The 25,909-nt window shown below is 41.8% G+C and carries 20 protein-coding genes; 4 read left to right on the top strand and 16 right to left on the bottom strand.

The annotated features are described in order from the left end of the window. Positions 1 to 35: 35 nt before the first annotated feature. From ABZP26_RS01290 to ilvG, 8 genes are all read right to left on the bottom strand, one after another. Positions 36 to 680, bottom strand: coding sequence for an NAD(P)H-binding protein (locus tag ABZP26_RS01290; protein ID WP_368485252.1), 645 nt, complete (start codon positions 678 to 680; stop codon positions 36 to 38). A 1-nt stretch (position 681) separates the two neighbouring features. Beyond that, positions 682 to 1,347 carry a carbonate dehydratase gene (gene can, locus ABZP26_RS01285; protein ID WP_024602124.1) on the bottom strand — a complete coding sequence of 222 codons (666 nt, stop codon included), beginning with the start codon at positions 1,345 to 1,347 and terminating at the stop codon, positions 682 to 684. Positions 1,348 to 1,357: 10 nt separating this feature from the next. After that, complete coding sequence (locus ABZP26_RS01280; RefSeq protein ID WP_368485251.1) at positions 1,358 to 2,542, bottom strand: methyltransferase; 1,185 nt, start codon at positions 2,540 to 2,542, stop codon at positions 1,358 to 1,360. Positions 2,543 to 2,675: 133 nt separating this feature from the next. Continuing rightward, a complete protein-coding gene (locus tag ABZP26_RS01275; RefSeq protein ID WP_368485250.1) occupies positions 2,676 to 3,659 on the bottom strand; it encodes an ABC transporter substrate-binding protein in 984 nt (327 codons plus the stop codon). Positions 3,660 to 3,803: 144 nt separating this feature from the next. Further along, on the bottom strand, positions 3,804 to 5,357 hold the full coding sequence (ilvA, locus tag ABZP26_RS01270; RefSeq protein ID WP_368485249.1) for a threonine ammonia-lyase, biosynthetic: 1,554 nt from the start codon (positions 5,355 to 5,357) through the stop codon (positions 3,804 to 3,806). 2 nt (positions 5,358 to 5,359) lie between these two features. Continuing rightward, positions 5,360 to 7,216 carry a dihydroxy-acid dehydratase gene (gene ilvD, locus ABZP26_RS01265; protein ID WP_013463862.1) on the bottom strand — a complete coding sequence of 619 codons (1,857 nt, stop codon included), beginning with the start codon at positions 7,214 to 7,216 and terminating at the stop codon, positions 5,360 to 5,362. 101 nt (positions 7,217 to 7,317) lie between these two features. Next, positions 7,318 to 7,560, bottom strand: a complete 243-nt coding sequence (ilvM, locus tag ABZP26_RS01260) for an acetolactate synthase 2 small subunit (RefSeq protein WP_028834467.1) — start codon at positions 7,558 to 7,560, stop codon at positions 7,318 to 7,320. Further along, positions 7,557 to 9,206, bottom strand: a complete 1,650-nt coding sequence (gene ilvG, locus ABZP26_RS01255) for an acetolactate synthase 2 catalytic subunit (RefSeq protein ID WP_368485248.1) — start codon at positions 9,204 to 9,206, stop codon at positions 7,557 to 7,559. Before ilvG ends, ilvM begins: the two co-directional genes overlap by 4 nt. 529 nt (positions 9,207 to 9,735) lie before the next feature. Between ilvG and ABZP26_RS01250 the strand changes: the two genes are divergently transcribed. The 4 genes from ABZP26_RS01250 to ABZP26_RS01235 all read left to right on the top strand — a co-directional run bounded on the left by ABZP26_RS01250 (position 9,736) and on the right by ABZP26_RS01235 (position 14,681). Then, the gene (locus ABZP26_RS01250) at positions 9,736 to 11,409 is read left to right on the top strand and encodes a phosphoethanolamine transferase (RefSeq protein WP_036955742.1); all 1,674 of its coding nucleotides are present in this window, start codon (positions 9,736 to 9,738) and stop codon (positions 11,407 to 11,409) included. Next, positions 11,406 to 11,777, top strand: coding sequence for a diacylglycerol kinase (locus ABZP26_RS01245; RefSeq protein WP_008112748.1), 372 nt, complete (start codon positions 11,406 to 11,408; stop codon positions 11,775 to 11,777). Before ABZP26_RS01250 ends, ABZP26_RS01245 begins: the two co-directional genes overlap by 4 nt. Beyond that, a complete protein-coding gene (locus ABZP26_RS01240; protein ID WP_013463858.1) occupies positions 11,768 to 13,702 on the top strand; it encodes an LTA synthase family protein in 1,935 nt (644 codons plus the stop codon). The genes ABZP26_RS01245 and ABZP26_RS01240 overlap by 10 nt, the downstream gene beginning before the upstream one ends. A gap of 100 nt (positions 13,703 to 13,802) precedes the next feature. Beyond that, complete coding sequence (locus ABZP26_RS01235) at positions 13,803 to 14,681, top strand: TraB/GumN family protein (RefSeq protein ID WP_033104319.1); 879 nt, start codon at positions 13,803 to 13,805, stop codon at positions 14,679 to 14,681. A 6-nt stretch (positions 14,682 to 14,687) separates the two neighbouring features. Here ABZP26_RS01235 and modF read toward each other — a convergent pair whose 3' ends face one another. From modF to rpsL, 8 genes are all read right to left on the bottom strand, one after another. Continuing rightward, a complete protein-coding gene (gene modF, locus ABZP26_RS01230; RefSeq protein ID WP_368485247.1) occupies positions 14,688 to 16,139 on the bottom strand; it encodes a molybdate ABC transporter ATP-binding protein ModF in 1,452 nt (483 codons plus the stop codon). Between the two features lie 67 nt (positions 16,140 to 16,206). Then, positions 16,207 to 17,931 (bottom strand): response regulator, encoded by a 1,725-nt coding sequence (locus ABZP26_RS01225; protein ID WP_368485246.1) that lies wholly within the window; start codon positions 17,929 to 17,931, stop codon positions 16,207 to 16,209. Between the two features lie 119 nt (positions 17,932 to 18,050). Beyond that, positions 18,051 to 20,381, bottom strand: a complete 2,331-nt coding sequence (locus tag ABZP26_RS01220) for a fatty acid cis/trans isomerase (protein ID WP_368485245.1) — start codon at positions 20,379 to 20,381, stop codon at positions 18,051 to 18,053. After that, positions 20,381 to 20,743: a hypothetical protein gene (locus tag ABZP26_RS01215; RefSeq protein WP_013463853.1), complete on the bottom strand. Its 363-nt coding sequence runs from the start codon at positions 20,741 to 20,743 to the stop codon at positions 20,381 to 20,383. Before ABZP26_RS01215 ends, ABZP26_RS01220 begins: the two co-directional genes overlap by 1 nt. A 726-nt stretch (positions 20,744 to 21,469) precedes the next feature. Then, positions 21,470 to 22,654: an elongation factor Tu gene (gene tuf, locus ABZP26_RS01210; RefSeq protein ID WP_013463851.1), complete on the bottom strand. Its 1,185-nt coding sequence runs from the start codon at positions 22,652 to 22,654 to the stop codon at positions 21,470 to 21,472. 62 nt (positions 22,655 to 22,716) lie between these two features. Continuing rightward, a complete protein-coding gene (gene fusA / locus ABZP26_RS01205) occupies positions 22,717 to 24,831 on the bottom strand; it encodes an elongation factor G (protein ID WP_013463850.1) in 2,115 nt (704 codons plus the stop codon). Positions 24,832 to 24,858: 27 nt separating this feature from the next. Next, complete coding sequence (gene rpsG, locus ABZP26_RS01200; protein ID WP_010392135.1) at positions 24,859 to 25,329, bottom strand: 30S ribosomal protein S7; 471 nt, start codon at positions 25,327 to 25,329, stop codon at positions 24,859 to 24,861. A 97-nt stretch (positions 25,330 to 25,426) separates the two neighbouring features. Further along, positions 25,427 to 25,801 carry a 30S ribosomal protein S12 gene (rpsL, locus tag ABZP26_RS01195; RefSeq protein ID WP_002958885.1) on the bottom strand — a complete coding sequence of 125 codons (375 nt, stop codon included), beginning with the start codon at positions 25,799 to 25,801 and terminating at the stop codon, positions 25,427 to 25,429. Positions 25,802 to 25,909: the final 108 nt, after the last annotated feature.

The following is a 25,909-nucleotide window of genomic DNA, read 5'->3' as shown; positions in this document are numbered from 1 at the left end:
ATAGACGAACCTGCTTTATGGCGCTAATCACTCAGTTATTCAAATAGCTCGTCGAGCACATAGTAACCCGTTGCTTGTTGCTGCTCTATGCTCACCCTTAGCAATTTATTAGCTACTTGCTCACCGGTTATTGGTCTATACCGTTTGAAGATGCCAAAACGCGTTAACAGTGGCAGTACTACCTCACCTAACTTTTCTGCAATTCTAAGCTCTGATCGCTCGCCGACTAACAAAGACGGTTGCAATATACTCAAGCGCGAAAAACCAAGCTGCTTTACCTGCTGCTCAAGTTCCCCTTTGATTTTTAGGTAACGGCTCATGCTATGCGCATTTGCGCCACTTGATGACACCAAACAATAATGAGGAACACCGTTATTGGCCGCCATTTGCGCACAAATAAATTGGTATTCAAAATCAACTTTACGCTGTCCTGCTTCGCTTCCAGCTTGCTTTAACGTGGTGCCTAAGCAGGAAAAAAACACGTCACCTTTGAATAACTCAACGTAATGTGTCAGGTTCTCAAAATCAATAACATGGCTAGTTAATTTAGGATGAGAAAAGTCTAATTGGCGGCGCGATAAGCTCACTACTTTCGTATAGCAAGGAGATGCTAACAGCTGTTGTAATAACTGGCTGCCCACTAAGCCGGTACTGCCGATTATTAACGCCGTTTTAGCCATATTAAGCGTGACTACCCGCTGACTTGTTCAGTACATGGTGTACTGCCTTTTTATAGCTAGTGCATTCTTCTTCAGCGCAGCTAACTACCGACTCTAAATCATGCAGGTGACCGTTTTCTAATCCATATACCCAGCCATGCACTGTGAGCTCTTGACCTCGTAACCAAGCATCTTGAACAATGCTAGTGCGCGATACGTTACGCACTTGCTCAATCACATTAAGCTCAATTAAACGATCAAGACGCTGTTTTTCTGGTAGAGCATTAAGTTGCTCTAAATGCTTTTCTTTTACATCACCAACGTGGCGTAGCCAGTTATCAATAAAGCCAAAGCGATCTTCGTTTAATACCGCTTGTACACCACCACAACCGTAGTGGCCAACAACCATAATATGTTTAACTTTTAATACTTCAACCGCATACTGCATAACCGATAAGCAATTATGATCTGTGTGCACTACCACGTTGGCAACATTACGATGCACAAACAATTCACCTGGTAATAAATCAACAATTTGATTAGCAGGAACTCGTGAGTCAGAACAACCAATCCATAAATATTCTGGATTTTGTTGCATCGATAAAATTTTAAAAAATTCGGGATTAGCTTCGCTCGTTCTAGATGCCCAGCGTTTATTATTTTCTAGTAGGTTATTTAAATTTCTCATTACATCTCTTTTAGGTCGAGGGCGTTAAACTGGCTAAAATTAAAATATTACGGGGTGTTAATTGCTTCTCACAAAATGTACTAACACTGACGTTATAGCCTTGCTGTTGCAAATATAAAGCACGATCGAGCACAAGCCAAACTTCTATTGCTCTTCTAAACACATGTCGAACCAGTTCAACTCGCTCGGTTATCTTTTTTCGCGCCTGCCCAATCAATAAAAATTTATTGTAATCAATATCTTTTGGCAGTTTGAAGGCTTTTTTATCTGCCGCCCACTTACAAAATGATTCAAACGAATCTGAAAATATTGCTTTATTCACTGAGGGCACACTAACATACGCCGACTCACCGGTGAGTGATTTTCTTAAAGCATCAAACCCGAGTCGCCACTCAACTTCTGTTTTTCGTACTTTGCCCACTCGCGATGGAGCCGTGACGGTTTCTTGCAAGGCGAGTTTTAAATCTCGATGAGTTAAATTAAGCGCACTTCGCTTCGCCTGTTCGCTCATTGCTTGATAATTATTCTCGGTAAACAAGTGATAGCAACAAGGTGAAAAACTAATTTGTGTTACTTTGGCCGCACTGGCTTGATGCATAAAAGTTTGATGTAACGCACCGCAGGCATGTAAAGCAACGGCATGGGTTTGTGGGTTAAAAAAATCCTGAGTGTTATCTGTGAGTACATCAGCTTGGCTAAATTGCATAGCAAGCCCCTGTTGCTGCGCACTTTTTTGTCCTTGCTCACATAAGTGAGATTGTAGCTCAATACTGTGCACGCTCGGCGCACCATTAAAAGCTAACATTCGTCCTAAATGGCCTTTGCCTGCACACCACTCTAAAATAGGCTGATCATTGGCAGGTAGCGCACCAACAAAGTCTTGTAGCTGTGTAAACTTTCGTCCTTTAATACCGTTACTAATCCAAAACGGATAATCCGTTCGACTGCTTGTTATGACAGGGAGTGAAGCTAATTGGCTTAATTGCTCAATACCGGGTATGTAAGGTGAAAAAAACTGATAAAGTTGCGCTTGATCAGTATCTAACTCAGCAACGTCCTGATCAGTTAAAGCAGTTAGGGGGTCGTGTAATTCAGGCCACGGTAAACAGTCAAAATCAAACGCAGTACATTGCCAATACGAGCGCGTATTCATCAGTAACGAATCGAGGGCAGTAAATTGCTCAGTTAAGGTCATAACAGCTTAAAATATTAAAAAGGCAATAAATTATACCAGTACACTCGCGCCTAATTAAGCGGTTATTTTTTTAACCTCGCAGAGCAAGGGGATTACTTAACTTTCCCACCTTTTCTATTGGTTAAATTAGCCATTAGCGTGCTTTGAACATTAACCGTAAATAAAGGGGAATAGAAATAATACTAATAATAATGGCCGCAATCAGCATCCAAGAAAGCTGCAACGTTTCTTGTTTTTTATATTTATAAATAAAATCGGCTTTTACTTCGTCAAACTTTGTTTGGTCAATCTCATATAAATCAGCAATTAAACGCCATTTGGCCATCGACATATTACCCACATTGGTGCTTGGCGGCGCAATATAGTCTTTTAGCACTTCGGCCTCATAAGCTAATTGATGAAAACTACGCTCAGGGGCATAAAACTGCTGAGTAATGGCGATGGCTTCATCCATATTCATTACCGCATAACGCCACCCTTTTAAACTCGCTTGGTAAAACTTTTCTACCGTATCGGGGTGGTACTTAATCATGTTATCACTGGTAAATAAAATATCTGCGTATACGTCCATACCATAACGTTGTGGACATATAAGTCGATGAGCAATACCTTGCTGATCCATATAATAAGGTAAGTCGGTAACATAGACTTCGATGGCATCTATTTTATTTTCCATCCATGCTTTTTGTAATTTATCGCCTTTGTATATAGCCAACTTTTCGATATTTATACCGCTGCGCTTGAGCATAGTTAACAACTCAGAATTGCTCTCTTTACTCACTTCACTTACACGTTTATTGACAAAATCACGGGCATGAAAAATATCAGAGCTTTCTTTGACCATCCAGCAATAAGGAGAAAACTGTAATATGGCAGCCATGGCGACAAAGGGTTTACCTGCAATACGCTGCTGTAAAATACCAGAATGCGCAACCCCAAACTGGGCTTCACCACGCTCTACCGCGCCAAAACTATTGGGTCGTTTTTGATCTGCAGGCACAATAGTGACGTCTAAACCGGCCTCATCATAATACCCTTTTTGCTGAGCCATATAATAACCCGCAAATTGAAATTGATGTGTCCACTTTAATTGTAGTGTGACTGATTCCTGCGCCATTAACTGGCTACAAAAAAGGCAGGCGCTAATTATCATTCCTTTAAGTAACAAAGAGAGTTTCCAAAAAACGTAGTGATTAACGTAACTATATGTAAAGCAGCTGATAAAGCAAGCATCCACAGAAGATGCCTGCTTAAAATAGGATTAAGCTAAGGCGAGCTTTTCAAGCTTTTCTGCTTGAGGTTGTGTGGTTAAAAACTGGGTGAAACACGGGTTATGGGTTTCGTCTTGAACACTGTAACCTAGGCGTTTTAAGTGCTCATTAAACATCTCATATTGACTTGGCTCAATAGCAAAACCTGCCAATACATTACCCGTTGAACCGCCATGATTACGGTAGTGAAATAAAGTGATATTCCAATTACTACCCAGTGTATCTAAAAAGCGCGCTAATGCACCTGGGTACTCTGGAAACTCAAACCGCAGTAAGCGTTCATGTAGCTGCTCTGGCGCTTTACCACCAACCATATACCGTACATGAAGTTTTGCTAATTCGTTATCTGACAAGTCGCAAAACGAATAGCCATTATCGGTTAGGCTTTGTTTAAGCTCCTCAAGTTCTGCTAATCCTTGGCGCAGTGCAATACCAACAAAAATTTGCGCCTCGCCAGGCCCCGCATATCGGTAGTTAAATTCGGTAATAGCGCGCCCACCTAAAGATGCACAAAACTGTTTAAAGCTACCGCGTTTTTCATCAATTGTTACCGCTAATAATGCTTCGTTCTTCTCACCCAATGCAGTACGTTCAGCTACATAGCGTAAGCGATCAAAATTTAAATTAGCACCAGACAAAATAGCCGCTAAGTTTAACCCCTTTAAACCCGACTGCTGAGACCATTTTTTAAGCCCTGCAGTTGCAAGTGCGCCTGAAGGTTCGGCAATAGCACGGGTTGATACAAAAATATCTTGCATGGCAGCACATATTTCATCATCTGACACGGTCACCACTTCATCGCAAAACTTTTGCGCCAGTCTAAATGTTTCGCTACCAATTATTTTTACGGCAACACCATCGGCAAAGCTTCCTACTCTTTCTAGCTCTACAGGCTCTCCCGCTTCCATGGCAGCTTTTAAACAAGCGCTTTCATTAGCCTCGACCCCAATCACTTTGATATCTGGGCGCAGCGATTTAATGTATACCGCCATACCCGCCAGCAATCCGCCGCCGCCAACAGGAATAAATACCACGTCTAAGTCGTTCAGCTGTTGCATTAGTTCACGGGCAACTGTGCCTTGACCAACAATGACATCGGGGTCATCAAATGGAGGGACAAATACGCCGTTTCGCTGCTCAGTTAATTCAAGCGCATACGCCTTTGCGGCATCAAATTGATGACCATGTAACACGACTTCCCCGCCCAATGCCCTTACCGCATTAACCTTAATTTCAGGCGTCGTTACGGGCATAACAATGGTGGCTTTATGCCCTAGGTGTGAAGCACTCAGCGCCACCCCTTGAGCATGATTGCCTGCCGATGCGGTTATCACGACCGAGCCCTTTGGCAGCTTATTTAATTTATTAAAAGCACCGCGTAATTTAAACGAGTACACCGGTTGCTGATCTTCACGCTTTAACCAAACACGATTACCTAATCGTGCACTCAATTCGGCCATTTCACTCACCTCAGTCACCTTAGCTAAAGGCTCCATATTGGCTTGGATAATAGCGCGAAAATAATCGAGTTCTTGAGAAACCATACCTAACTAAGCTCCTCCAGTTTGGCTAAATCACGCACCGCACCTTTATCGGCACTGGTTGCAAGTAGCGCATACGCTTTAAGCGCAGATGACACATAACGATCGCGGTTAAGCGGCTTATAAGCTTGTTTACCACGAGCCAATTGTTTTTGCCTGCGAGCTTCGAGTTCCTCATCGCTTAATGCTAAAGTGATTTCTCGAGTAGCGATATCGATGATAATTTTATCGCCATTTTCAACATAAGCTATCGCTCCACCGCTGGCAGCCTCGGGAGACACATGACCAATTGATAAACCCGATGTGCCCCCTGAAAAACGCCCATCAGTAATTAATGCGCACTTCTCTGCCAAACCTTTTGATTTTAAGTAGCTGGTTGGGTATAGCATTTCTTGCATGCCTGGGCCGCCTTTAGGGCCTTCGTAACGAATTACAACTACATCGCCGGCTTTTACTTCACCATTTAAAATCCCTTCTACAGAGTCATCTTGAGACTCATAAACAACAGCAGTGCCTTCAAAGTGCAGCATTTCATCGACAACGCCGGCACTTTTAACAATACAGCCATCAACCGCTAAATTACCTGAAAGTACCGCGAGGCCGCCATCTTGACGAAATGCATGTTCAACACTGCGAATACAACCATGTTCACGGTCATTATCCCCTTCGTCCCAACGGCAATCTTGGCTCATGGCTTTAGTAGTACGAATACCAGCGGGACCCGCGCGGTAAAACTTTCGCGCCACTTCGTTATTAGGATCCGTTGCATCCCATTTTTTTACCAGCTCACCCATGGTCATGCCGGCAACATGATTAACCGATAAATCAACCAAGCCGGCTTTACCAAGCTCGCGTACTATGGCCATCATGCCACCAGCGCGGTGTACGTCTTCAATATGGTATTGCGCGGTAGCTGGGGCAACTTTACATAAAAACGGGGTTTTACGTGAAAGTTCATCAATGTGTGACATATCAAAATCAACGCCAGCTTCTTGTGCCGCTGCGAGTAAATGTAATACCGTATTTGATGAGCCGCCCATGGCAATATCAACCACCATAGAGTTCATAAATGCGGTTTTATTAGCGATGGCACGAGGCAGTACGTCTTGGTTATCTTTTTGGTAATACTCGCGGCATAAATCAACGATGCGAGCACCTGCTTCAACATACAATTGTTTACGGTCTTTGTGGGTCGCAAGCGTGGTACCGTTACCCGGCAGCGCAAGGCCTATTGCTTCTAATAAACAGTTCATTGAGTTGGCAGTAAACATCCCTGAACACGACCCACAGGTAGGGCATGCAGAGCGTTCAACTTGCTCTGAGTCGGCATCACTTACCGATTCATCGGCACCTTTAACCATGGCATCTACTAAATCGAGTTTAATATCGATATTGGCTAATTTAGTTTTACCCGCTTCCATAGGGCCACCCGATACAAAAATAACCGGTATATTTAAACGCAGCGCCGCTAACATCATCCCAGGGGTGATTTTGTCGCAGTTAGAAATACAAATCATCGCATCGGCACAATGGCCGTTCACCATGTACTCTACTGAGTCGGCTATTAAATCGCGCGATGGCAGTGAATAAAGCATACCGCCGTGCCCCATGGCAATACCGTCATCTATGGCGATGGTATTAAATTCTTTTGGTACACCACCGGCCTGAGTAATGGTTTCAGCCATCAGTTCACTAAGCTGATTAAGATGCACATGCCCCGGTACAAATTGCGTAAATGAGTTAACCACAGCAATAATTGGCTTACCAAAGTCGGTATCAGTCATGCCTGTTGCACGCCATAATGCTCTTGCGCCTGCGCGTTTACGCCCTTCAGTAGTCGTTGCACTTCTTAATTTAGCCATAGTTACCTCAGTGTTTGCCGCAATTAATGCGGGCATTCCTCATTCTAAAAATTGATGAATAACCAAATAATCGGTTATTCGTAAAATTCGTTAAATTTATTTTATACAGCCTGTTGCTGTAAGCTTTGTAGCGTTACATGTTTCACATCAACCAATTTATTTAACTGGCTGGTAAGCAAGTAAATTGGCTTATCGCTATCAACCGTCATCGCCATATTATATTGACCATCGTCCATATTGAGCTGTAAGTGAGTTAAATCAAAACCACGATGACGCACCACACGTAAAAAGCGCTCGATTGCGACACTTTGGCTTTTTAAGGCAATAGTTAAACTGTGTTTCATTGTGCTTTCTCCGTCATCATTTCATCGTTAGCAGCCCCAGGTGGAACAAGTGGCCATACGTTTTCTTTATCATCGATACAAGCATGAACAATATAAGGTCCATCGCTATTTAATAAAGCAGTGATTGCATCATCCACTTGGTTGGCATGGGTAATTGTTTGCCCAGGAATGCCAAACACAGCAGCAAGTTGTACAAAGTCAGGGTTGTCTGACAGGTTAGTTTCGCTGTAACGCCCTTCAAAAAATAGTTCTTGCCATTGGCGCACCATGCCCAAGCGCTGGTTATCAAGTATCAGTATTTTTACTGGTAAATTATTACGACGTATAGTGGCAAGCTCTTGAATATTCATCATGATTGAACCATCACCTGATACGGTGATCACAAAGTCATCTTTTCTCGCTATTTGTGCACCGATTGCCGCAGGTAAACCAAATCCCATGGTGCCTGCACCGCCACTGCTTAAGTGGTTGCATGGATGGTTAAATTTCATATGCTGCGCAACCCACATTTGGTGCTGACCCACATCGCAGCAAACAACACTGGTGCTTGGCATACGCTGGCTTAGTTGATTAAGTAAATAAGGGGCAAATACTTTTTCACCAGGGTAGTCGTAGCGCCATGCGTGCTTAACCATCATTTGTTTATTATGATCACACCACGCTTTTGGCGTAACGACGCACTCAAGGGCGGGAAGTGAGGTTTTTAAATCAGCAATTAAAGAAGCCTTTGCGGGTTTACGTTTACCGACCTCGGCTGCATCTATGTCTAAATGAATCACGTTTGCTTTTGCAGCAAACTTAGCTAAGTTGCCTGTTACACGATCATCAAAGCGAGCGCCAATACACACTAATACATCACATTCTTGCACGGCTAAATTAGCCGCTTGACCGCCATGCATACCTAGCATGCCTAAATCATATTCGTAATCAGGTAATACACTGCCCAATGCTTTAAGGGTTGAAACCGCAGGCATTTGCGTTTTATTTAAAAATTGCATTAATTCATTTTGCGCATCAGCGGCATGAACGCCCCCACCAACATAGGCAACAGGCCGTTTGGCTTCACTAAGTAATTGATTGGCGATAGCAACTTGGTTTAAATCAAGTTGAGGTAAGTATTCATCTGCCGCTAACCAAGGTTTAAAAGGCACCTGCGCCATTTGAATGTCTTTGGGGATATCAACTAAAACGGGGCCTGGACGGCCGCTTTGTGCTAAATGCATCGCTTCTTGTAATATTTCGGCTAAATCTTCTGCTCGCTCAACCATGTAACTGTGTTTAGTACACGAAAGCGACATGCCAAGCACGTCAATTTCCTGAAAAGCATCAGAGCCAATAGCGGCGGTTGGTACTTGCCCTGTAATAGCAAGTAAAGGCACTGAGTCCATCATGGCATCTGCCAATGCGGTAATTAAATTAGTAGCTCCAGGGCCTGATGTTGCCAAGCACACACCTAAACGTCCAGTACTGCGTGCATAGCCCACGGCGGCAAACCCTGCACCTTGCTCATGGCGAGTAAGATAATGTTTTACAGGCGCACCATACAAGGCATCGTAAATGGGCATAATAGCACCACCTGGGTAGCCAAATACTTCATCTACGCCGTGTTTGGCGAGTAAATCTATTGTTAGTTCTGCGCCTGTCATTAGTAAATCCTCATTCCTGTGTGACAACCCATTAAAAATTTAACTCTAAAACTAAAAAGCCCCCCGGACGGTTAAGTGCGGAGGGCTTTTCAATGCTTAGTTTTTTAAAGCACTACGAAGCCCTCGCGGGAATAATCACCACGATAATAATCAGGACTAGGTTAAGTGCATTTTTAAGCATAAAATTCAGTACCATTTAAGATTTAGTCATTGCGAACATCTTGTTTCGCTGTCTTTTTATATTAGTACCGCGCTCAGGGCGGTAAGTCAACACCAAATTCAATTCAAAATAATTATAAAAACACGCTTACTCAGGTTTTAAAATTCAATTAAACCAGGTTAAATAGATTTTTTATCCCGTCATTTCAACTCAGGAAATTCACTATTCTTATAACACTGAATTCTGGTTTGATTAATTTTTAGTAAGCCACCTCATTTTTATCTAACAAAATTAAAATAAATCGATTTCTTAAGAGTTTCTTAAGTCTGGCAGCCTAGCATAACAACGTTCACGAAAAAGAGGCGTGTTATGAACCCAACTTTCAAACTCAGTAAGCAACCGCAAGAAAATACTAAAAAACGCTTTTATTTTAATTGCAGTGCTAATGCATTCATTATTTTTATGGCTTGTTATTACGGCTTAGTTATTAATATTCCATTTATGCATGGTGCGTTTAGCGCTATTACCTCGTTGCACACATTTTCATGGCTATTTTTGTTTTCTGTGCCGTTACTACTGATTTGTTTGCTAATCATATTCTTTTCAGTGGTTTCTATTCGGGGAATACTAAAACCCATTAACTACTTGCTGCTAGTGCTCTCGAGTGCGGCGTTATATGGCTCATTGAACTATGGTGTGGTGTTTGATTATTCCATGATACAAAACACCGTCGAAACTGACTCTAGTGAAGCGTTAAGCTATTTAAACTTGCAACTTGTTGGCTTTTTACTGCTTTTTGCCGCATTACCTGTCTTTATTTTGAGTAGAATAAAAATAAACTGCGCTCGTCCATACAAAGAAGTTATTAGCCGTCTTAAACTGCTTTTAGCAAGCTTTGCACTGATTGCATTAGTGGTCGTTAACTTTTACGCCGATTACGCGGCAACGGGTCGTAATAACCGTATTCTTAAAAAAGAAATTATTCCATTTCAATATCTCTCTAGTGGCTACAAATACGCCCGTGACCAGTTACTTTATAGCGATATTGAATTTAAAAATATTGATACCACGCCAACTTTAGCATCGCCAAGCACAACACGAGTTACTGTCATCGTGGTAGGTGAAACCGCTCGAGCTGAAAATTTTTCCTACCAAGGCTATGAGCGTAATACCAACCAATACACGCAAAAACATAATGTCACTTATTTCGATAACGTATCGTCGTGTGGCACGGCCACAGCAGTGTCAGTACCATGTATGTTTTCACTGCAAACTCATGCCAATTTTTCTCGTTTAGACAGTGATAACCAGCAAAACGTAATTGATTTGATACAACAAGCAGGCACAGATGTCTTGTGGGTTGATAATAACAGTGGCTGTAAAAACGTCTGCACGCGCGTACCTACCATTAATATTGATACCAAAGCATCTGAACTATGTGATGGTAAATACTGTTTTGATGAAGCGTTACTAGCCCCTTTAAAGCACAAGCTTGCCAATTTGAGTCAGGCTAATACGGTTATAGTGCTGCATATGATGGGTTCACATGGCCCTACTTACTTTAAGCGCTACCCTGAAAAATTTAAACAGTTTAGTCCAACCTGCGACCGCAGCGATATTCAAAACTGTAGCGCTGAAGAACTGGTTAACACCTACGATAATACAATTGCTTATAGTGATTTTATCAACGCTCAAGTTATTGAACAGTTAAAGGCACTGCCAGCTAATATTGATAAGCAATTACTGTATGTGTCAGACCATGGCGAGTCGCTCGGTGAAAATGGCGCATACTTACATGGCTTTCCCTATGCATTTGCACCAACAGCTCAAACCCATGTGCCTCTTTACATCTGGGCTGATGAGCATAATCAGCGCATTACAGCCAAGTGTCTAAACAACTTAAATAGCACTTTAGCGCAATCACACGATGCTATTTTTCATACCCTTTTAAGCTTAACCGGTGTTGCGAGTAAAACCTACCAAACCTCTGAAGATTTACTCGCGTCATGTCAAACGATTAACCATAGCGAAACTAAAATATGAATAATAAAACCGTTATAAAACGCCAAGGCCTAATGCGCCTAATTTTTACCTTAAGCCATACATTTAACGGCCTAAAATGGATGAGCCGATTTGAGGCTGCTTTTCAGCAAGAGTTGGTTTTATTTAGTTTGCTAGGCGTATTTGCCTGCTTGCAAGAAATTACTTTAAGTAGCAAATTAATCTTGATTGCCAGCTTATTGTTTGTGTTATTTGCTGAGTTGGTCAATACCGCAGTCGAAGTGGTGGTTGATCGCATCGGTAGCGAATATCATGAACTATCAGGCCTAGCTAAAGATATTGCATCCGCCAGTGTCTTTATCGCCATGCTTATTGCTATTTTAGTTTGGTGGTCTGTGCTATGGACTTAATCAGTAGCACTAAAAAAGTACTGGGGCCATTGTGGGTTTTAGCGGTATTTTTTTTCGCACTCCTATGCTTGCTAACTTTTGCGCGATTAGGTTTAAGTTTGTGGCAAAGTGGCCGTGTATTTACCGAAGGCGCCTGGCACTTTGTTTTTGTAGGCGGTTTACGTGTTGATATAGCAACATTATGCTACATCATAACCCCCGCTTTGTTACTAACACTTGCAGCACATGCTCTCAAATTAACTGCTTATATTCGAGGAGTCGTAAAGTGGTATTTAGTAATAATGGCTGCAATGTTAGTGTTTTTTGAGGTTATTACACCCACGTTTATTAACGAATACGACTTACGCCCTAATCGCCTATTTATTGAATACCTTATTTATCCTAAAGAAGTCTCTAAAATGATTTTTTCAGGTTACAAACTCGAAGTCCTCTTCGCTGTTTTAGCGCTCGTTTTCACCATTAAATTTGCTAACAAAATTCTTACTCAGCAATGGCAAAACCGCTCGTCCCTAGGGGCAATAAAACTATCACTATTAGCTGTTATTATATGTAGCCTAACACTGTTAGGCGCTCGAAATTCATTAGGCCATCGTCCATTAAACCCCGCTATGGTGGCATTTTCGACCGACCACTTGCTGAATGACCTCACGCTTAATTCATCATATAGCGTAGCATTTGCGTTAAAACAGCTCTCCAATGAGCAATCAAGTCAGGCATATTATGGCAAGGTCCCTCAAGAGGAGTTACTCGCCACAGTACGCAGTACCATGCAAAATCCTCAAGCAATATTTAATAATCCAAATGCCCCTACCCGCACTTTTCATCAGGCAAGCTACCAAGGTAAAAAGAAAAACCTGGTTATTATTCTGCAAGAAAGCTTGGGCGCTCGTTATGTAGGTACCTTAGGTGGCTTACCCTTAACGCCTAATATAGATGCACTTTATCAACAGGGCTGGGGATTTGATAACTTATACGCGACCGGCACTCGCTCTGTACGCGGTATTGAAGCAGTTATAACCGGTTTTACACCGACTCCCTCACGCGCGGTTGTAAAACTCGATAAATCACAACGTGACTTTTTTACCTTGGCTAGTTTTTTAGCAAAGCAGGACTACCATACTCAGTTTATTTATGGTGGAGAAAGTCACTTTGACAACATGCGTAGCTTCTTTTTGGGTAACGGCTTTAGTGATATTGTTGATAGTGAAAGCTTCGATAACATTAACTTTAATGGTTCATGGGGCGCATCTGACGAAGATTTATTTACTCAAGCAGATAAAGAGCTGAATAAATTACAACAACAGCAAAAGCCATTTTTTAGTCTGATTTTTAGTAGTTCTAATCATAGCCCTTATGAATTTCCGGACGGTAAAATAGCCCTGTTTGAGCAACCAAAGCAAAGCCGTAATAACGCAGCTAAATATGCAGATTATGCCCTAGGCACATTCATTGAAAAGGCGAAAAAATCATCTTACTGGGACGATACTGTGTTTATAGTGATTGCTGATCACGACTCACGCGTGTCTGGTTCCAGCCTTGTACCTATTGATCACTTTAGAATTCCTGCGGTTATTTTTGGAAACGGTATTAAGCCCAAACGCGATCATCAATTAGCCAGTCAGCTGGATATTCCTACCACCTTACTGTCGCTTATTGGCGCCAGCGGTGAACACCCAATGATTGGTCACGATCTCACTCGCCCTGTGGCCAAAAATAAGCAGCGTGCAATGATGCAGTACGATAAAAACTTTGCTTACATGCAAAATGATAACGTTGTTATTTTGCAGCCAGATAAACCGGCAACCACCTATATTTATAAAAATAAGCAATTACACCCCAAACATAACGATAGCGCACTCATCAAGCAAGCTCGTGCGCTGGCTAATTATGGCAACATGGCCTACAGCAATAATTGGTATCAATAACACCGAAAAATGCCTGATTGATTAATCAGGCATTTTTACGTTACCTATAAAGTAAACTAAGTTAGTATTTATAAAACGACTTAAACTTGGATAGGATTTTATGAACGTGTCATTACGTATTAGTCATTTATTTATGGTGTTATTACTTTTAGCCTTTAGCGTCAATGGCTATGCAGCACCGGCTCTATTCAAAATAGAAAAACAAGGCGCTAGCTCGTATTTATTTGGCACCGTGCATGTGGGTGATGCCAGCATGAAAGGGCTACCACAAAAAGTGACTCACGCACTGGATAACAGTAATCAAGTTGTTGTTGAAGTGGATATAAGTAAACTATCACCATTACAAATGCAACAACGTTCTATGCCGTTTATGCTGCTTACTAACGGGCGTACGCTACAGAGCGAGCTTTCAGAAAAAAATTATCAACTCCTCAAAGACTACTTTGCTAAAAAATCGATTGATATTGCCATGTTCAACAGTTTTAAACCCTGGGCTGTCATGTTGACCATGATGCAAATTGAGTTTCAAAACGCGGGCTATTCAGATAAAAACGGCATCGATAAGCAAATACTCGAGTACGCGCAAAAGCACAGTATTAACATTGCGGAGCTTGAAACCATAGAGCAACAACTACAGATGTTTAATGGCTTAGAGTCATTAAGCAATGCCATGATGGCAGAAACCTTTGAGCAACTAAGCGATATTAATACCTACTTTATCACCCTAGTGGATGCATGGAAAAAGGGCGATATGCAAACCCTAACCAGCTATTACCACACCAGTTTTGATGACAGCCAATACGGTCAACAAAGCGAGCAAGTGATGCTGATTGAGCGCAATAATAATTGGGTCACTCAGCTCACGCCTAAACTTGAACAAGGTAAGGTGTTTATTGCGGTAGGTGCTCTGCACTTAGTTGAGCAGCATGGTTTAATTAAACAACTTCGCGACCAAGGGTTTAAGGTTACTCAGTTATAAACAAGCTTATATAAGCGTCTCACTATGAGCAGCTTGTTGCCCATAGTGAGCCGGTTTAAAATCTTCCATTTTTAAGGTGTGTTCAATCCCTTTAATGGTATCTGCTGCATGATGGTTTACATAAATAACGGTACTCGTTTTTGCAGCACACACCTTTTCAATCAGCAGTAAAACGCGTTGACGATTTGCCTCATCAAGGCCTAAACATGGCTCATCTAAGATAAGCAAAGCAGGATGTTTAACCATTGCGCGCACAATCAGTAATAGTCGCTGATCGCCATACGATAGCTGTGTAAAAGCGCTATTTGTTTTGTCACTTAAACCTATTAGTGCCAACCACTCTTTAGCTAAACGCGTTTGTAACTCACTGGCTTGTTGATATAAACCTATACTATCGAAAAACCCTGAAATAATAGTATTAAGCGCCGAAATACTCACTCGATACTGCAAATGTAGCGTATTTGAAATATAACCAATGTGCTGTTTTATATCCCAAATACTCTCCCCTGTGCCACGCTTAAAACCAAACACTTCAATCTCATTGTTATAGCACTGAGGGTTATCACCGGTAATTAAATTTAATAAACAAGTTTTACCTGAGCCATTTTTCCCGGTGAGTTGCCAGTGCTGATATTGGTTAATCGTCCAGTTTAAATTTTCAAAAATTGTTTGTTCGCTGTAACGCACATGAGCATTAGTGAGCTTAACAAGTGGCGTGTTTGTCGCTGATTTAAAACAGCGCTCAGGCGCATCGGGAATACTTAATGATGTATGCTCTAAATGAAGTAATTTGAATAAATCCGCTTGTTTTGCTGCACACGGTTTTGCCAAGCTATGTTGTAAACGACCATTATTCACATAAGCAAAGTGATCAACAAACGCTGGAATTTCGTCAACACGGTTTAGCACAAACACAAAGCAGGTTTGTGCGCTCAACTGCTGTAATAGGCGGTTTAGCTGCCCAACCGATTCAGAGTCTAAGCCATCAAATGGTTCATCAAGCACAACTAAATCACTGTTAGCAGATAGCGCTTTAATTAATAATAATTTACGCGTTTCGCCAGTAGATAAATCAGTAAAATCACGATTAAGTAAGGCATCAAAATTAAAAGCGGTGATTAACAGTTGGCATAAATCGCTATTTATTTCAGGCTCAGCAAAGAGCATGTCTGTTACTTTTTGTGGCTTTTCACTTTTACGATGCGTGTTAAGTAACTGCTTTTGTAGATCACTTGACACTAATTGTAGCTTGTTAAAGGTACTATGACGTTGCCCGCTTTGTTGTTTTGCTTCACCAATTAACGCTGCTGCGAGTGCTGATTTTCCAGCACCATTCCCCCCGAGTAAGACCCAATGTTCACCCTGCTTTACTTGCCAAGTTAAATCGTCGATACAATACCGAGCACTGTCATCGGTAGATAAATAACCACTAAATTGCTGAAGTAAAATTGAGCGCACACTAGATCCCAAAATAAGGCTTAAAAATTCAAATTAACGTACAAAATAACAATTAGGCAAGTGAGATTTAATCAACCTCTGTTAGAAGAGCATCGTTTAGTGCCGCTATTATACTTTGCTGATCTATGGGTTTATGAATATGACTTATTGCTCCACAAGCTTTAGCGCGAGCTATATCACTATCAGAAGTGTTTGCGGTAACCACAATAATGGGTCGTGTTTTGTCTTTTTCATGCAGCAGCTTTGTGGCTTCAAAGCCATCCATAACCGGCATATTTAAATCCATAAATATAACATCATAGCTATTTTCAGCCGCCATTTCACAAGCGACTTTGCCATTTTCAGCCGATTCAACCTGTATGTTCAAAGAACTTAATAACTTTGTTAGTACCAACATGTTGAGCGGGTTATCTTCAACCACTAAACACTTAAGATCATCAGGCAAGCGCGTTGGCTTAGTTTCGCTTGTGTCCATCTCTAATGGTAGGCTTAAAAATACAATGGCGCCTTGTGGATGATTATTCTCAAAACGAATGTCGCCATTAAGCGCATTAACAATATATTGCACGCGGGTAAGCCCTGTTCTGAGGCCTTGAAAATGGTTACTTTGTTGATTGTTATCTAATTCGAGCTGACCAACCGGGTGGCTAAAGCCACAGCCACTGTCTTTTATGCTTAACTCTAACTGATGGTTATTGAGCGTAGCAATGACGGTGACCTCTCCTTGCTCTGTAAACTTTAATGCATTACTAAGTAGCTCATTAACTATTTGTTGTAGGCGTGCATGATCTACAATCACCGCGCAGTCTAAGCTCGCTGCTAGCTCTCTGATTAACTTTAACCCTTTTTCAGTACAACCATATTCATACACAACTAACACTTTATTTATGGTGGTTATTAAGTTGTCAGAGGTCGGGTTTAACGACCAACGATTTAAACTCAGCGCTTGTAAATCTTGTAATTCATCTAACATCGCCAACAACCTCGCCGAGCAATACCGAGCTTGGCGTTGTATATCCTGCTGTGAAGTGGGAATTTTTAGCTCATCGATCGAGGTAATTAACCCCTGTAATGGGGTTCTAAATTCATGACTGGCTCGTGCAATAAAGTGCTCTTTGTTATTACTTACCTGCTCTGCAAATTCTTTTTGTTGTTGATACTTTTGTAAGGTCTCTAGAACTCGTTTTTCCATCGGCATAAACACAAATCTAAGTTCTAAAAACAATAATGCCAGAGTAAAAAACCAACAAAGCAGTTCAATACTAGAGATCCAATCAACCTTTTTTACCGCTTGTTGCTCAAATAAGCTCACCGCAGTGTCTAATTTTTTGAGTAATGCTTCAACTTCGCTCACAGAAAACGAAGCCAAATTAATAGGCTCCTTTTGAGAAACCAAATTTTTAGCTTGCGTTATAAAGGCCAACACTTCTGCATCTAAGTTGCTTGGGGGGGCATAATATAAATCAAATAAAGGTGTATTTAGATAAACTGCGTCACCTTGTTCATCCTTAGTGAGTAAATATTCATGGGCTTGTTCAAATAACTCAAGGGAGTGTTTTAACGATTGAAGATGTTGTGCGTGGTTATCCGTTTGATTAATTAATGCATTGCTATGCCAAGCTATTTTTTGCGAAAGCATACGTTGCTTGCCAGCTATATTGATAATTTTTGCATCGTATTTTTGCACTGAAAAGAAGTATTGCATCAGTAATGCAGATACGCTGACCAACAAGGCAATAGCAACTAAAGCCCAACGGTAACGTTTGCGAATACTCTTAACAATGTTGAACATACACTAGGTTACTTTTTTTGTTTTAACTGTAGCCAAAGCTTAGCAAACTAATCACTAAATTATTAAATATAAAAAACCCAGCTAGTTAAGCTGGGCTCTTGTAACCGTTTAGCGTGTACCTAACGATTTTCTAGTCGATTATAATCAAACATACCAAATTCAACACCTCGGTACTGGCGGGCAACCTGATGTAAAATATCGCTGTATTGCCAAAATTGCGGGTGAGTTCGACGAATCGCAAACTTAGACTTTAAAGCGCGATAATCAGCTTCCACTTGCATTAGCGGTAACTGTTCGGCAAAGGCCGAAACCTGTTGGGCGTTATTTAAATACCAAATTGCAGAAGGGTAATCACCAATAAAGCCCGGAACAATTGTCACCGTATCTTCTTCATAAGCGCGCTGTCCGTCTTCGTTTAGTAGACTCGAAATATTATAGTGCGCGTTATGGTGAATAATTGTATAGCCTGTGTGTCCATCCTGCTCTTTCACTAGCACATACGATAGCTGTGGCAGTAAGTTAACTGCTTTAGCAGGCATGGTATTGATCGCACTTAATGGTGCGGGTACTTTTTTATAGTCATAACGAGGACTTAATACCGGCTCAAGCGTTTGTTTAATTAAGCCATATAGCTCTGATTGCGGTTCATCTGTTTGATAGTTAATACCGCTGGGTTGACTAAACTCACGATTGTTTTCAAAAAAGGTCGACAAACTAGGTGGTGATTTTCGATACCAACTCTGTTTAATTGTCTCTCGCTGAGTTTCAGGTAACAAAGCTAAAAAGTTGTGCTCACCCTCTAAACGTAAAAAGTCCATGTATAAGCGCGTTATTAATTGATGGCCAATATTGCCATACACATCAAAGCCCGCAACTAACAAGTAATGAATACGCTCAAACAGCGCGTAATCAAGCACCCACATAGTTTTAGGTTGTTGGCCAATAAAGCCTTTAACTACAGTTGCACTATCAAAGTGTCGAAAAATAGTCAGTGCCGCATTTTGATTGTGCCCATCCCCTTTCCACAATAAGTCGGTGGTTAAATGCTCACCGTTTTTGAACAGATTATTAGCAAGCTCTACCTTGGCTTTTAAGTAACGTTTTTCGCGAACCGAGTATTTGACCCAATTAGAAATCGGTAACGCATTACTCTCCTCGGCTGCGGGCAACTCTAATGCATCCTCATGTTGTACCAGCATTTTACCTACCGCCGGAGTCGCTACCTTTTTAGGATCAGCAAACGCCACCCAAAAATGATCATTAATCACATTGAGTGCTATTTGACCACGACAAACAGGGCCTTTAATAAAGCCCATAATAATTAGCTCAGCTTCATCTAGCATAAATTGATATTTTGCATCTATAGGCAGTGCTTCAAACGTTTTAAACGGGTTTGATGCAAGGGTAGGCTCGTAGCTTGGTAAACTAGATACAGTGTAATTTGGCGCAATAAATTGCTGATAAATACGTGCCAACTTTTCATCATTAAGTTTAAGCGGTAAATGCGTTTTTGATAAAATAGTAGAACGGTCGTGAAGCAGTCGATAATAAACACGCTCAACGTTTGGATTATCGTAAGGGCGACGAGAACTTATTAATTTAATGTCTTCACCAGGGGGAGTACTAGAGCGTACCAACTTAAAAAAGTTAGGTGATTGTGCATCACTAAAATAGATGTGAGCTAAAAACCAATGCTCATAAATATAGCGCGCTGATAATTGGTACTTCAAACCATCTTGATTTAAAAATGCTTCCCAGTTTTTTACTTGCGCAAGCTCACCGGCTGATGGCGGCTTGATGTGCGCCATTTTCCCGCCTTTTTTAATCCAGTTTTGTAAGTGCTGAAATTCAGCAGCAGTCACTCCAGGCAAGCCATAAGGCATACCCGCATGCGGTTGCTCATCCGCTAATTGGTCAAACTCACCCATCGTCGCACAACTTTGGTTGCGGCTAAGCGAAAAATCAAAACGTTCATCTAATACTCCATCTTCTGGCAAGGGTGAACTTTGCTTTAATACCAGCGTATTAAATAACACACTACCCGCTAAATTGGCTTCTTCAGTTTGTGCTCGCTCGTTTAATACCGGGCTAAATTCTTTATCACGCCATTGCTCAGTCGTGGTTGCATCAAATAATAATCGGCTCGGCGTTGAGGCTAACAACCGAGTACCATCGTAAACCAACTCTTTACTGAGGCCTCTGTCGATACCTTCAGGAGAAGAGAGTTTTAATTGGCAAGGCGCATCATAACAGCCATGACAAACCACGCAGCGGTTATCGAGTACAGGCTTTACTTGCTGTAAAAACTCAGCCCCAGCACCGCTATTATGAGCAACCATACGATCTTGTGTTTGCTCAGGACCGAATAATTCATTGTAATGTGCATTACCTAAGTAAGCACAACCACTTAAGATAATCAGTACAAAAGTACCTATAATATTTTTTTTCATTATTCAGTCTCATCACCTAAATCGAACGTAGGCATCATATCGATTTGCGGTGATACGAATGTTAGGTTTTCAACAGTAGTCACCACAGCGCTTAATAGAGGGCCCTGTGTTATGGTTAATTGAGCGTCATGCTCGCTATGCGCTATGGTAGCAAAGCTTGAATTGATGATATTCAACTCATAGTCTGCAATGCTAATGCCTATACTACTGTCAGCACTGGGGTTCTGGCATAGTTGAGTAAGCAGCTCATCACTTAAGATAACTGAAATTTCCAAGTCAGGCTGCGCTAAGTCACGGGTACTTAGTGTTTCATCTAGAATAAATAAAGGAAGTGTTAAATTGCTATCTTGTTCAAGTTCCATTGGACTCTCTGCGCTACTGACTATTTAATTATTACCTATTATAACAACGTTCCAACTTAAATAACGATAAACAAGCCTTAAAATAGCCTCGTTAATTTTTAAGCAGCGGTATCAATGCTGCTTTAAACTTCGTTACGACAACAACAAGAACGCCAAACTTCACTCATTAAAACCTGAAACCTGCAGCATTACAGTAATTGAGAACTCAACGATCGTTGCTACTAAGCACCAATGCATAAGGTAAGTGTAGAACCTTCATGCTTTACCCTCTAAGTGCGATAAAACTCAACCCAAGTGACAGTGTTAAATTTACACCGAGCTGCTTTATACCAATCCGCAATAATACTCAATCATTTTGCGGGGCTAAACGTGCCGCTACCTGTGTTAAAAAATTCTCATTTAGAACAACTAAATAGCGAATTTTTTGCCTAGCTATCACCCCGTTTTTCCTGCCTCAAAATAGACCGCTTAATTAAGCGAATTGGTATTACCTAAAATCTTAAACCTTGCACCTGAAACCTTTATTTTATTGCAGGCATTAAAAAACCCGAGGCTAAGCTCGGGTTTTTTCGTATTAATTAGCTAGGCTAATTATTACTCTACGATAGTTGCTACAAAGCACCTACGCCTAAGGTAACTGCGCCACCTTCACATGATGTAAATCGCAGCCATTAAAAAAGGCCACCTAAGTGACCTTTTTCTAACAATTAACTTAAACGTTAATTATTACTCTACGATAGTTGCTACAACACCAGCACCTACAGTACGGCCACCTTCACGGATAGCGAAACGAAGACCTTCGTCCATCGCGATTGGCGCGATTAGCGTTACAGTCATCTTAACGTTATCACCAGGCATTACCATTTCTACGCCTTCTGGTAACTGTACGTCACCTGTTACGTCAGTTGTACGGAAGTAGAACTGTGGACGGTAACCTTTGAAGAATGGAGTATGACGACCACCTTCATCTTTCGAAAGTACGTATACTTCTGAAGTGAATGTAGTGTGTGGCTTGATTGAACCAGGCTTAGCTAGTACTTGACCACGTTCAACGTCTTCACGCTTAGTACCACGTAAAAGTGCACCAATGTTCTCACCAGCACGACCTTCGTCAAGAAGCTTACGGAACATCTCAACACCAGTACAAGTAGACTTAGTCGTCTCTTTGATACCAACGATTTCAACTTCGTCGTTCACGTTGATGATACCAGCTTCAACACGGCCAGTTACAACAGTACCACGACCTTGGATTGAGAAAACGTCTTCGATAGGCATGATGAATGGCTTATCGATGTCACGCTCTGGCTCTGGAATGTAAGTATCTAGTGCTTCTGCAAGCTCTACGATTTTAGCTTCCCATTGCTCTTCGCCTTCAAGTGCTTTAAGTGCAGAACCTTGAATTAGTGGTAAGTCATCACCTGGGAAGTCGTATTCAGAAAGAAGTTCACGAACTTCCATTTCTACTAGCTCAAGTAGCTCTTCATCATCAACCATGTCACATTTGTTCATGAACACAACGATGTAAGGAACACCAACTTGGCGAGAAAGTAGGATGTGCTCACGAGTTTGTGGCATAGGGCCATCAGTCGCAGCTACTACTAAGATAGCGCCATCCATTTGAGCAGCACCAGTGATCATGTTTTTAACATAATCGGCGTGACCAGGACAATCTACGTGTGCGTAGTGACGAGTAGGAGTATCGTACTCAACGTGTGAAGTTGAGATTGTGATACCACGCTCGCGCTCTTCTGGAGCGTTATCGATTGATGCGAAATCTTTAGCAACACCGCCGTATACTTTTGCAAGTACGTTAGTGATTGCTGCAGTTAGTGTAGTTTTACCGTGGTCAACGTGGCCGATTGTACCAACGTTTACGTGCGGTTTTACGCGTTCAAACTTTTCTTTTGCCATCTTAAAAAATTCCTAATAAAGAAATTAAAGCCTGACTCAGTATTGAGCCAGACAAGCTAAAATCATATAACAGCGCGAGCTGAAATTATTGTATCTGCAACCTGTTTAGAGGCTTCAGCGTACTTCAAAAACTCCATAGAGTATGAGGCACGGCCCTGTGTTGCAGATCGTAAAGCAGTCGCATAACCAAACATTTCAGATAACGGAACCTGAGCATTAATTTGCTTAAGTCCACCAAGTGCATCTTCCATGCCTTCGATCATGCCGCGACGACGGTTTAGGTCGCCAACTACATCACCCATGTTTGCTTCAGGAGTGAGTACTTCAACCTTCATTACTGGCTCTAATAAAGCAGGGTTTGCATCTAGCGCACCTTGCTTCATAGCGAGTGAACCTGCTATTTTAAATGCCATTTCATTCGAATCTACATCATGGAATGAACCATCATATAAAGTCGCTTTCACGCCAAGTAATGGGTAGCCTGCCAGTACACCTTGAGCCATTTGCTCTTGGATACCTTTGTCTACCGCAGGGATGTATTCTTTCGGAACTGACCCACCTACGGTTTCGTTAACGAACTCGTAAATTGGGGCTTCATCATCCGAAATATCCATCGGTTCAAGTTTAAGCCAGACGTGACCATATTGACCACGACCACCTGATTGACGTATGAACTTCCCTTCAACTTCAACAGTTGAACGAATAGCTTCTCGGTATGCAACCTGCGGCTTACCAACGTTACATTCAACACTGAATTCACGTTTCATACGGTCGACAATGATATCAAGGTGAAGTTCACCCATGCCAGAGATAATCGTCTGGCCTGATTCTTCGTCAGTTTGTACGCGGAAAGATGGATCTTCTGCAGCTAGTTTTCCTAGCGCGATACCCATTTTATCCTGGTCAGCGATTGTGCGAGGCTCAACCGCAACAGAGATAACTGGTTCTGGGAATTCCATACGCTCTAGCGTAATAATAGAATTCGGATCACACAGTGTCTCGCCTGTTGTTACGTCTTTGAGACCAATAGCCGCCGCGATGTCGCCTGCGTAGACTTCTTTGATCTCTTCACGTGAGTTTGAATGCATCTGAACGATACGACCAAGACGCTCACGCTTACTTTTTACTGGGTTATATACCGCATCACCCTGTTTAACAGTACCAGAGTAAACACGGAAAAAGGTCAAGGTGCCAACAAACGGGTCTGTTGCAATCTTAAAAGCAAGTGCAGCAAACGGCGCTTTATCATCAGCAGGACGCTCTTCCTCGGTACCATCTTCGAGGATACCTTGGATTTGTTTCACTTGTGTGGGTGATGGCATATATTCAACAACGCAATCAAGCACAGCTTGAACGCCTTTGTTTTTAAATGCACTACCACAGGTCATGGGAACAATTTCGTTCGCTAATGTGCGTTGACGCAAAGCATTTTTAATTTCTGCTTCGCTTAACTCTTCACCTTCTAAGTATTTATCCATTAGTTCTTCAGAGGCTTCAGCAGCGCTTTCAACTAAATGAGAGCGCCATTCTTCAGCTAAATCCTGAAGTTCTGCCGGTATTGCCTCATAAGAGAAAGTCATACCCTGGTCTTCATCATTCCAGTTAATAGCTTTCATTTTGATAAGGTCAATAACACCTTTAAAGTCGTCTTCAGCGCCAATTGGTAACTGGACTGGAACAGGCGTTGCTCCAAGACGAGATTTCACCTGGCCGACAACCGTTAAGAAGTCAGCGCCTGTGCGATCCATTTTATTTACGAAGATCATTCTCGGAACTTCGTATTTGTTCGCTTGACGCCAAACTGTCTCAGTTTGCGGCTGTACACCAGATGAAGCACAAAGAACAACTACCGCACCATCTAGTACACGTAAAGAACGCTCTACTTCGATAGTGAAATCTACGTGTCCTGGGGTATCAATGATATTGATGCGATGGTCGTCAAATTGCGCGTCCATCCCTTTCCAGAAACACGTTGTTGCAGCAGAAGTGATTGTGATACCACGCTCTTGTTCCTGCTCCATCCAATCCATAGTTGCGGCGCCATCATGTACTTCACCGATCTTATGAGAAAGACCTGTGTAGAACAGAACACGTTCTGTTGTGGTGGTTTTGCCTGCATCTACGTGAGCACAAATACCGATATTGCGGTAACGCTCAAGTGGAGTTGTACGTGCCATAAAATCCTCTTAAAGGTTAAGGACAGATTACCAACGGTAATGAGCGAATGCTTTATTCGCTTCAGCCATACGGTGAACGTCTTCACGTTTCTTAACCGCAGTGCCTTTGTTGTCAGCAGCGTCAACGATTTCTTGAGCTAAACGTAAGCCCATAGATTTTTCGCCACGCTTACGTGCAGCGTCTACTAACCAACGCATACCTAATGCGTTGCGACGTACTGGACGTACTTCAACTGGTACTTGATAAGTTGAACCACCAACACGGCGAGATTTAACCTCTACCTGTGGACGGATGTTATCAAGTGCAGTTTCAAAGATTTCTAGGTGCGACTTGCCTGATTTCTCAGCAGCCACGTCTAGCGCACCATAAACGATTTTTTCAGCAGTAGATTTCTTGCCGTCTAACATTACGATGTTAACGAACTTAGCAAGAAGTTCCGATCCGAACTTAGGATCTGGAAGAATTTTACGTTGACCTATTACGCGTCTTCTAGGCATTTTGTATCTCCGGTTTATTCAGGTTTGCTCTTTCGAGTCAATCACCCAAAACAATAATTAATAATATTTAGTGCTTGGCCTTACTAACGGAAAACAATTAGCCTTTAGGGCGTTTTGCACCGTATTTAGAACGAGCTTGACGACGGTCGCTAACGCCTGCACAGTCAAGTGCACCACGTACAGTGTGAAAACGCACACCTGGTAAATCTTTAACACGACCACCACGGATTAGGATTACACTGTGCTCTTGAAGGTTATGACCTTCACCACCGATGTATGAAGTTACTTCGAAACCGTTAGTTAAACGTACACGAGCTACTTTACGTAACGCCGAGTTTGGTTTCTTAGGTGTAGTTGTATATACGCGAGTACATACACCACGCTTTTGCGGACACGCTTTAAGCGCAGCTGAGTTACTTTTAGTAACCTTGCTACGACGTGGCTTACGCACTAGCTGGTTAATAGTTGCCATTTAAATAGCTCCTGAAATTAAAATTACTACTGAAAAAAATAAAAAATCCGCCCTTGTTTTACCAGCATGTTTTAAACGTGCAAGTAAATGGGTGGCGGAATTTTAATG

This window comes from Pseudoalteromonas sp. SD03, assembly GCF_040937955.1.
GTDB lineage: Bacteria > Pseudomonadota > Gammaproteobacteria > Enterobacterales > Alteromonadaceae > Pseudoalteromonas > Pseudoalteromonas tetraodonis.
The sequence above is the reverse complement of the archived record's forward strand: the minus strand, read 5'-3'. Positions and strand labels throughout refer to the sequence as shown.